Origin of the sequence: Streptomyces sp. AC512_CC834, from assembly GCF_019049325.1 — a bacterium.
Classification (GTDB): Bacteria; Actinomycetota; Actinomycetes; order Streptomycetales; family Streptomycetaceae; genus Streptomyces.
This window is the reverse complement of sequence record NZ_JAGMUO010000104.1, coordinates 138,304-147,851: the sequence shown is the minus strand read 5'-3', so window position 1 is coordinate 147,851 and position 9,548 is coordinate 138,304. Positions and strand designations below refer to the sequence as shown.

The window sequence follows — 9,548 nt, the reverse complement described above, 5'->3', positions numbered from 1 at the left end:
GTCAAAGGCCCCTCAGTCCCATTCCAGGCCGCCGCGCCGCCATACGTACGCGTACGCGACGAAGACGGTGAGCACGAAGAGCAGCATCTCCACGAGCCCGAAAATCCCCAGGGCGTCGAAGGTGACGGCCCAGGGGTAGAGGAAGACGATCTCGATATCGAAGATGATGAAGAGCATCGCCGTCAGGTAGTACTTGATGGGGAAGCGCCCGCCGCCGGCCGGCGTGGGGGTCGGCTCGATGCCGCACTCGTAGGCCTCGAGCTTCGCCCGGTTGTACCGCTTCGGACCGATCAGCGTGGCCATGACCACGGAGAAGATCGCAAAGCCTGCCCCGAGGGCTCCCAGTACGAGGATGGGCGCATACGCGTTCACCGCTCCTCGCTCCTCTCAGTCGGCACTGACTGCTGGCGGTTGCATCGGACTCACAGCCGCCCCAACAGCCCCACGAGCCCCGCCCGTCCCGACGAAGATCGCGAACATGTGAAGCAGGTCACAAGCCCAACTGCCTCGCATCTTATGCCCGCCACTCTGTGATCTGCGACACGGGGTATTACACAAGCTTTGTGATCTCCACCACCTGACGAACGATCATGAAGTCGGATGAGCGGTGATCTTCACACAGGAAGCGTCCAGTCGATCACCAGAGGTGACATTTTCGCTCATCACCGCTGGCCAGGGCTTGGGGGCAAGGAGCGTCTCAATATCAAGATGCTTCCCTTGCATGCAAATTGGTGCTGGACGCGAACGATTGATAGAGGACGCGTTCACACATGAGAGGGAGAGCCGGGGGCGATGTGGACACGTGCACGCGTTCACGAGCGTCGGCCCCGGCCGGCGCGAAGCGGACGCGAGCCGGCTCGGACCCCTCGGGCCCCCTCGGGCCCCCTCGGGCCGACTCGGACTGCTTCGGTCCGGCCGGGGTCGGGTCGCACGCGACGGACGCGAGCACCTGGGTAACCGTTCCGTGACCTGCGCCACATTCATGAAAGGCGTCTGAGAACCGGGCTTGGCCATGTGTCCCAACCAGTGGTAAGCGCGGGTCAATTCGGGCGAAACGATCAAAGCCCGTGATCACAGGCCGATCACGGCCGCCCGCAATGTCCGTTACGGCGTCAATAAAGAGCGACACGCCCGGGATTCGACGACTCGATTGAACAACTGTGGCGCAGGACACGTTTCTTGAAGGTATGGAGGAGCTACTGATACCGGTTGTCCCTATGTCCCACACCGCTCACATACGCAGCCACCGGAAGCCCCGCCGCAGCGCGTCGACCATCGCGATGCGGACCGGAGTTGCCGGTGGCGTCCTCAGCACCCTGGCAGTGGCCGGTGCGTCGGGTGCGGCCAACGCGGCCGAACCAGTGACGCAGACGCTCGAACTGCCCACCCTGACGGCCGACCTGGCCGCTCAGGTCGCCCAGTCCGCGGACGTCACGCAGCAGGCGGCCGCGAGCTACCAGCTCCAGGCCGAGCGCGACGCGGCGGCCGCCAAGGCCGCCAAGCAGGCCAAGACTGACCTCGCCGAGGCCAAGAAGAAGGCCGCGGAAGAGAAGAAGAAGGCCGAGGAGGCCGCACGCAAGGAGGCCGCCGAGCGCGCCTCCCGCACCGCCGAGCGCGCCACCCTGAGCGCTTCCGCGGACACCGGCTCCTCCACCGACACCGGCAGCACCAGCACGTCCACGGCCACCGGTTCGGCCGCCGCCGTCGTCTCCTTCGTCCAGGCCCAGGTCGGCAAGGCGTACGTCTCCGGCGCCACCGGCCCGTCCGCCTACGACTGCTCCGGACTCGTGCAGGCCGCCTTCAACCAGGTCGGCATCAGCCTTCCTCGCGTCTCTCAGGCCCAGTCGACCGCCGGCACCCAGGTCGGGCTGGACAACCTCCAGCCGGGCGACATCCTGTACTGGGGCGGCGCGGGCAGCGCGTACCACGTGGGCGTCTACGTCGGCGACGGCATGTTCGTCGGCGCGCAGAACTCGTCCACCGGTGTCGTCGAGAAGCCGCTGTCGTACGACCCGCCGAGCGGTGCGGTGCGCGTGCTGTAACCCACGCACAACGCAAACCACGCACAACGCGGACATATTCGCGCGAAGGGTCGCAGCCGCTCGAGGGCTGCGACCCTTCGGGGTCTCGCGGCTCTCCTGACGCCCCTGACGTTCCATGGCCGTCCTCTGAAGTTCCGTGGCGTCCCCTGACGTTCCATGGCGTCCCTCCGGCGTCTCCTGGCATGCTCGGCGCGGGCCGGTCCCCATCGGCCCGTCCACGAGCCGAAGGAGAGAACGTCATGCCGAGTGTGTTCGTCCAGGGGCGGCCCACCGCCTCCTATCCCCCGCTCGCCCCCGACGCCCGGCGCGGATCGGTGCGGCGCGTCACCGAGGTCGGCGAGGGGGTGCTGCACAGGCCGTGCCGGGACGTCACCGAGTTCGGGCCCGACCTCGCCGCGCTCATCGACGACATGTTCCGCACGATGTACGTCGCCGAGGGAGCCGGGCTGGCCGCCAATCAGGTGGGGGTCGATCTGCGCCTGTTCGTGTACGACTGCCCCGACGACGACGGAGTCCGGCATGTCGGACACATCGTCAATCCCGTGCTGGACCCCCTCGCCCCGGCCGCACGGCGGCTGCTGGACGAGGGTGAGGGGTGCCTGTCGGTGCCGGGCGCCGTCATGGCCGTACCGCGGCCCGACCGGGCGGTCGTGCGAGGCCTCGACAAGGACGGCGCAACGCTCGTCGTCGAGGGCACCGGGTACTTCGCGCGCTGCCTCGCCCACGAGACCGACCACGTGAACGGGCATGTCTACCTGGACCGGCTGTCCGGCCGGGAACGGAAGGCGGCGCTGCGGCAGTCGGCGGACCGGCGCGAGGAGGTCCTCGCGCGCCGGTCCGCCAACGCCGCGGATCTCGACCGAAGCGACCGAAGTAACCGAAGCAGCGACTGAGGCCCTCAGGCCTTCGGTGCGACCTTGCTCAGTCCGTTGATGATGCGGTCCATCGCGTCGCCGCCCGTCGGGTCCGTCAGGTTGGCGAGCATCTTCAGGGTGAACTTCATCAGGATGGGGTGGGTGAGGCCGCGCTGGGTCGCGATCTGCATGACCTTCGGGTTGCCGATGAGCTTCACGAAGGCGCGGCCCAGGTTGTAGTAGCCGCCGTAGGTGTCCTTGAGGACGCGCGGGTAGCGCTGGAGGGCGATCTCCCGCTGGGCCGGGGTGGCCCGCGCGTGGGCCTGGACGATGACGTCGGCGGCGATCTGGCCGGACTCCATGGCGTAGGCGATGCCCTCGCCGTTGAAGGGGTTCACCAGGCCGCCGGCGTCGCCGACGAGAAGCAGGCCCTTGGTGTAGTGGGGCTGGCGGTTGAAGGCCATGGGCAGGGCGGCGCCGCGGATCGGGCCGGTCATGTTGTCGGGGGTGTAGCCCCAGTCCTGAGGCATGGACGCGCACCAGGCCTTGAGGATCTCGCGCCAGTCGAGTTCCTTGAAGGCGGCGGAGGTGTTCAGGACGCCCAGGCCGACGTTCGAGGTGCCGTCGCCCATGCCGAAGATCCAGCCGTAGCCCGGCAGCAGGCGGTCCTGCGCGCCGCGCCGGTCCCAGAGTTCCAGCCAGGACTCGAGGTAGTCGTCGTCGTGGCGGGGTGAGGTGAAGTACGTGCGGACCGCGACGCCCATCGGACGGTCCTCGCGGCGGTGCAGGCCCATCGCCAGGGACAGCCGCGTGGAGTTGCCGTCGGCGGCCACCACCAGCGGCGCGTGGAAGGTGACCTCGCGCTTGTCCTCCCCCAGCTTGGCGTGCACGCCGGTGATGCGGCCGGTGCGGTCGTCGACGACGGGGGCGCCGACGTTGCAGCGCTCGTGGAGGCGCGCGCCGGCCTTCTGGGCCTGCCGGGCGAGCTGCTCGTCGAAGTCGTCGCGCTTGCGGACGAGTCCGTAGTCGGGGAAGGAGGCCAGATCCGGCCAGTCGAGCTGGAGGCGGGAGCCGCCGCCGATGATGCGCAGGCCCTTGTTGCGCAGCCAGCCGGCCTCCTCGGAGATGTCGATGCCCATGGCCACGAGCTGCTTGGTCGCGCGCGGGGTCAGGCCGTCGCCGCAGACCTTCTCCCGGGGAAAGGCGGTCTTCTCCAGCAGGAGGACGTCGAGCCCGGCCTTGGCCAGGTGGTACGCGGTGGTGGAGCCGGCTGGCCCCGCGCCCACGACGATCACATCGGCGGTGTTGTCGGAGAGGGGCTCGGTCACGGCGGGATCTCCCCAGAGTTGGAAATGTGCGTGCCGACGGGCACTGGACATGGGCAGTCTATTCAGCGTCATCGATCACCCGGCTGAAGGGCTGCCCAGTGAAGCGACCTCTCCCCGTTGTACGGTTGCGCGTCCCCACCGACGAGGACGCCGTCGCCTGGCACCGGCTCTTCGACGACCCGGACGTCATGGAGTTCCACGGCGGGAGGTCCGCGGAGCTGTCCGTCTACGAGGAGCTGACCGCCCGCCAGCGCCGGCACGACGCCGAGCACGGCTTCTGTCTGTGGACCATGGTGGACGGTTCCGGGCAGGTCATAGGCTTCACCGGCGCCCAGCCGTGGCCGGGCGACTGGGGCCCCAAGGGCGAGATCGAGATCGGCTGGCGCCTCGGGCGGGCACACTGGGGCAAGGGGTACGTCACGGCGGCGGCCCGGGAGACCCTGGAGCGGGTGGGTGCCACCGGTGTGGCGGAGGTGGTCGCGATGGTCGACGCGCGCAATACCCGCTCCATCGCGGTCACGGAGCGGCTGGGCATGCGGCTCGCCGAGGTCTTCACGATCCCGTCGTCCGAGCGGCAGGGGCACTGCTACCGCCTCCCCCTCCCGCTTCCCCTTCCCTCCGCACCCGTTCCCTCCACACCCCTTCACGCTACATAACGTAGAGTAATCAATTGTCACAGTAAGCCACTTGACGCTTCCGGGCGGTGCGCGGCGGAGCTACTCTGCCGGGTACCGCTGGGGGTGACGTCCGTGCGCCTGGTATCCAAGAGTCCCGATGTTCGCGTACCGCGCCTGGTCGGTCTGATGGCCGTGGACGCGCACGAGGCCGCCCGCGCGCAGGACCTGTCCCTGAACGCGCCGGACCGGCCCGATGTCCGGCTCGCCGTCGTCGACTACGTCGTACGCCAGTATCCGCAGCCCGGCGCGCAGGTGCCGCGGGAGTCGATGGTGTACGTGTGGTTCGACTTCGGCGAGGGTGAGGGCGAGGGCGGCGGGGGCATCCGTGAGCCGCGCGTGCCGAGGCCGCCGCTGGGCGGGCTCGAGCGGGAGCTGACCGAGCCGGGCGAGCCGACGCCGCAGCCCCGCTGCGCCGCCCTCAGCCTGCCTTGAACCCCCGGTGCAGCGTCACCACGCCGCCCGTCAGGTTCCGCCACGCCACCCGGGACCAGCCGGCCCTGCCCAGCCGCGCCGCGAGGGCCGGCTGGTCGGGCCACGCGCGGATGGACTCGGCGAGGTAGACGTACGCGTCGGGGTTGGACGACACCGCGCGGGCGACCGGCGGCAGGGCGCGCATCAGGTACTCGGTGTAGACGGTCCGGAACGGCGCCCAGGTCGGGTGCGAGAACTCGCAGATGACGACCCGGCCGCCGGGCCGCGTCACCCGGTACAGCTCGCGCAGCGCGGCGTCCGTGTCCTGCACGTTGCGCAGCCCGAAGGAGATGGTCACGGCGTCGAAGGCGTCGTCCTTGAAGGGCAGCCGCGTCGCGTCGCCCGCGGTGAACGGCAGCCAGGAGTGCCGTTCCTTGCCGACCTGGAGCATGCCGAGGGAGAAGTCGCACGGGACGACGTAGGCACCGGTGCGGGCGAAGGGCAGGGAGGAGGTCGCCGTGCCGGCCGCGAGGTCCAGGACCTTCTGCGCCGGGCGGGCGTCGACGGCTTGGGCGACCGCCTTGCGCCACGCCCGGTCCTGGCCGAGCGAGAGCACGGCGTTCGTCAGGTCGTACCGTTCCGCGACGTGGTCGAACATCGAGGCGACTTCGTGCGGCTGCTTGTTCAGGGAAGCGCGGGTCACGGGCCCATTGTTGCAGCACCGGGTCGCGCCACGGAGGTGCAGCCCCGGCTCAGGCAGCAGGCGCGGCTCAGGCAGCAGCTCCGGCTCACGGCAGCACAGCCGCGACTCACGGCAGCAGGCGCGGCTCACGGCAGCAGGCGCGGCCTCTTTCGCGCGGCGACGTCCTCCACCCACCCGAACAGCAGCACGAACACCGCGATCAGGACCCAGCCCACCCCCAGCAGGAACCACTGACTCTCCAGCGGCAGATACGCCTCGAAGGCGGGCACGTCCCAGAACAGGTCGATCAGCGGCACCGCCAGGACGAGGGCCAGCTCGTGCCAGAGGTAGACCGTCACCGCACGCGCGTTGAACACGGTCACCAGCCGGTCCAGTCGGCGCCACCGGACCAGGCCCGAGAAGTCGAGCCCGAGCCGCGCCTTGGAGTACATCAGCAGCGTCACGAACCCGGCCGACCAGAAGGCCTGCGCGAACGGGATGTCGTCCACGTCGTAGGTGCCGTACTCCCCCTGGTGCGCGAAGGCGTACCAGGCGCCGCAGGCTAGGGCCGCGAGCGACAGGACGACGACGGCGGCCGGCTTCAGACGTGCCAGCACGCCCTCGCGGTGCGCAAAGCCGAGGATCCAGCAGAAGAGGTACGTCGCCAGGTCGAGCAGTCCGGTGCCGAAGCGGTTCTCCGGCGGCTGCCAGAGGAACTGGAACACCACGATCGGGGCGAGCGACAGCAGCAGCACCGGCACGGGCGCGAGCCGGAACACCCGCAGCAGCAGCGGGGAGAGCAGCACGAACCACAGGTACGTCCTGAGGTACCAGAGGATCTCCCAGGCCTGCTCGGCCCAGGCGCTGCCCGGCGGGTCGCCGAGCGGCACGACCCAGTAGACGATCTGCCACCCCGGCATCCAGCCGCGCACCAGCATCGCGCCGACCACGAACAGACCCCAGCACCAGAACGGCGGCAGCAGGCGGCGCAGCCGACCGCGGACCACCGCTGCCGCGGGCCGCTGGAGCGACTTCGCCATCAGCGTGCCGGCCAGGCCGAACATGACCCCCATGGACGGGAAGACCAGCCCGGCCCAGGGCCAGCCGAAGGCGTGGTACGCCACGACCCGGACGAGGGCGAGGGCGCGCAGGGTGTCGAAGTACCGGTCCCGCGCCGGCCCACCGGCCACGGCCCCGGCAGCGGCACCGGCACCGGCACCGTCAGGACGCGCCGCCGCCCCTGCCCCACGCGTCGCCCCCTTGCTGTGCGCCCCCATCACCCGTTCCCCGCCGGCGTACCCACCTCGCCCGTCCGCTTCAGTTTCTGCCAGCGCAGCCGGCCGCCGGTCAGGGCGGTGACGCAGGAGTGGATGAGGACGAGGTACATCATCTGCCGGTACGCCAACTGCTGGAGCGGCATCATCAGCAGGTACCGGTACTTCTCCCGGTCGAGCCGGAAGGCGTACGCCGCGCACACCAGTTGCACGCCCAGCACCGCGAGCCACGCGAGCAGCGCCGCCCGGAAGTCGATGAAGATCATCGAGTAGAGGGTGAAGACGTCGATCAGCGGGGCGAAGACCGGCGTGACCACCTGGAAGAGCACCACCAGCGGCATGCCGACCCGCCCGAAGCGGCCCGAGGGCCCCTTGTCCGTCAGGGAGCGGCGGTGCTTCCACAGCGCCTGCATCGTGCCGTACGACCAGCGGTAGCGCTGCGACCAGAGCTGGCCCAGCGACCCCGGCGCCTCCGTCCAGGCGCGGGCGTGCTCCTCGTAGACCACCCGCCATCCCGCGCGGTGCAGGGCGATGGTCATGTCGGTGTCCTCGGCGAGGGTGTCGTCGCTCATGCCGCCGACCTGGAGGACCGCCTCGCGCCGGAACGCGCCGATCGCGCCCGGAATGGTCGGCATGCAGCGCAGCAGGTCGTACATGCGCCGGTCGAGGTTGAAGCCCATCACGTACTCGATGTGCTGCCAGGCGCCGATGAGGGTGCGCCGGTTGCCGACCTTGGCGTTGCCCGCGACGGCGCCGACGCCGGGGTCGGCGAAGGGCTGCACCAGGTGCCGTACGGTGTCGGGCTCGAAGACGGTGTCGCCGTCCATCATCACGACGATGTCGTACCGGGCGTGCCGCACGCCGTTGTTGAGGGCGGCGGGCTTGCCGGCGTTGTCCTGCCGGACGACGCGGACGTTCGGCAGGCCGAGGGACTCGGCGATGTCGGCGGTGCCGTCCGTCGAACCGTCGTCCACCAGGACGATCTCGATGGGGTGCGTGCTGCGCGCCAGCGAGCGGAGGGTGCTCTCGACGCACTCCTTCTCGTTGTACGCGGGGACGATCACGCTCACCGGCCCGGTGACGGGCGGCCCCCAGCTAAACCGGCGTCTGTTGCGCTGTCTGTAGTGGCGGCGGGCGAGGATCAGCATCATCCCGAACCGGCCCATCACGGCCACGCCCACGATCACCAGCCCCACCGACAGGGCCGGCACCGTCCACTCGGCGACGGCGACGGCCGCGATGAGCGCCTTGCCCTCGTAGAGGGTCGCGCCGGTGGCCTTGTGGTGGGCGGCCTGGAGGGCGTTGCCGGAATCGGTCCCAGGGGCGGCGGCGGGCCCACCCGAGGGCTCCTGCTGTTGCTGTTGTTGCTGTTGTTGCTGCTGTTGCTGCTCGGCGGTGACGCCGCTGACGGTGGTGAAGGTGTAGCCCTTCGCCTTCATCTTCTTGATGTACTTCGGCAGCGCCTTGATCGTCTGCGCCCGGTCGCCCCCGGCGTCGTGGAAGAGGACGGCCGCGCCCTCGTCGTCCTCCGGCGTGGCCCACTTGACGATCTTCGAGACGCCGGGCTGCTTCCAGTCGTCGCTGTCGGTGTCGACGAAGACGCTGGTGTAGCCGTCCTCGCCGAGTTTCTGGTAGACGGGCCAACTGTAGTTGTCGATGGCGTCCGTCTCGGAGGAGTACGGCGCCCGGAACAGCGTGGTGGTGATGCCGGCCGCGCCCGCCAGGGCGAGCTGGGTCTGCTCGATCTCGCGCGTGACACGGGCGTCGCTCTGGTACGAGAGGTCGACGTGGGTGAAGGTGTGGACGCCCACCTCGTTGCCCTGCTCGACCAGGTCACGCACGATGTCCGGGTTGCGCGAGACCATCGAGCCGACCAGGAAGAACGTGCCGGGCACGTCGTACTTCTCGAGGATCTCCAGCACCTGCGGCGTCCAGGTGGGGTCCGGACCGTCGTCGAAGGTCAGCACGATCGTCTTGTCCGGGACGGAGACGGTGGTCGCCTGTCCGCCGGGGAAGGAGAGGATCGGCCCGCCGTCGAGGACGTCGTCGGGTACGTCGCTCGCACTGGCGCCGGTACGGACGCGCTCGTCTCCGCCGACCTCGGCGCGCAGATAGCCGTCGAGGAGCATCGCGCAGGTCAGCGCGAGCAGGAGCAGCAGGGCGAGCAGGACGCGTGGGCGTTGCAGCGCGGCGGCCCGGCCGGCGGCCCGCTCGATGCGGGAGGGGGCGCGGCGGCGGCCCCGTGCGGGCGGGGAAGGGGGTGTGGTGGGCGTGGTCATG

At 70.0% G+C, this 9,548-nt stretch carries 9 protein-coding genes; 4 read left to right on the top strand and 5 right to left on the bottom strand.

What is annotated here, in order from left to right; translation table 11 throughout:
* Positions 1 to 12: 12 nt before the first annotated feature.
* On the bottom strand, positions 13 to 372 hold the full coding sequence (locus KUM40_RS34265; RefSeq protein WP_003974383.1) for an NADH-quinone oxidoreductase subunit A: 360 nt from the start codon (positions 370 to 372) through the stop codon (positions 13 to 15).
* 845 nt (positions 373 to 1,217) lie between these two features.
* Between KUM40_RS34265 and KUM40_RS34260 the strand changes: the two genes are divergently transcribed.
* The gene (locus tag KUM40_RS34260) at positions 1,218 to 2,042 is read left to right on the top strand and encodes a C40 family peptidase (RefSeq protein ID WP_217170198.1); all 825 of its coding nucleotides are present in this window, start codon (positions 1,218 to 1,220) and stop codon (positions 2,040 to 2,042) included.
* A gap of 239 nt (positions 2,043 to 2,281) precedes the next feature.
* Complete coding sequence (gene def / locus KUM40_RS34255) at positions 2,282 to 2,935, top strand: peptide deformylase (protein WP_217170197.1); 654 nt, start codon at positions 2,282 to 2,284, stop codon at positions 2,933 to 2,935.
* Positions 2,936 to 2,940: 5 nt separating this feature from the next.
* Here def and KUM40_RS34250 read toward each other — a convergent pair whose 3' ends face one another.
* Positions 2,941 to 4,275, bottom strand: a complete 1,335-nt coding sequence (locus KUM40_RS34250) for a geranylgeranyl reductase family protein (protein WP_217170196.1) — start codon at positions 4,273 to 4,275, stop codon at positions 2,941 to 2,943.
* A 47-nt stretch (positions 4,276 to 4,322) separates the two neighbouring features.
* Between KUM40_RS34250 and KUM40_RS34245 the strand changes: the two genes are divergently transcribed.
* Positions 4,323 to 4,880, top strand: coding sequence for a GNAT family N-acetyltransferase (locus tag KUM40_RS34245; RefSeq protein ID WP_217170195.1), 558 nt, complete (start codon positions 4,323 to 4,325; stop codon positions 4,878 to 4,880).
* A 93-nt stretch (positions 4,881 to 4,973) separates the two neighbouring features.
* Positions 4,974 to 5,333, top strand: coding sequence for a PASTA domain-containing protein (locus KUM40_RS34240; RefSeq protein ID WP_217170194.1), 360 nt, complete (start codon positions 4,974 to 4,976; stop codon positions 5,331 to 5,333).
* Here the strand turns inward: KUM40_RS34240 and KUM40_RS34235 are convergent.
* The 3 genes from KUM40_RS34235 to KUM40_RS34225 form a co-directional block, all read right to left on the bottom strand.
* Positions 5,320 to 6,015, bottom strand: coding sequence for a demethylmenaquinone methyltransferase (locus KUM40_RS34235; RefSeq protein WP_217170193.1), 696 nt, complete (start codon positions 6,013 to 6,015; stop codon positions 5,320 to 5,322). The genes KUM40_RS34240 and KUM40_RS34235 overlap by 14 nt on opposite strands.
* Positions 6,016 to 6,140: 125 nt before the next feature.
* The gene (locus KUM40_RS34230) at positions 6,141 to 7,271 is read right to left on the bottom strand and encodes an acyltransferase (RefSeq protein WP_254396080.1); all 1,131 of its coding nucleotides are present in this window, start codon (positions 7,269 to 7,271) and stop codon (positions 6,141 to 6,143) included.
* Positions 7,271 to 9,547 carry a bifunctional polysaccharide deacetylase/glycosyltransferase family 2 protein gene (locus tag KUM40_RS34225; protein ID WP_217170192.1) on the bottom strand — a complete coding sequence of 759 codons (2,277 nt, stop codon included), beginning with the start codon at positions 9,545 to 9,547 and terminating at the stop codon, positions 7,271 to 7,273. The genes KUM40_RS34230 and KUM40_RS34225 overlap by 1 nt, the downstream gene beginning before the upstream one ends.
* Between the last annotated feature and the right edge of the window lies 1 nt (position 9,548).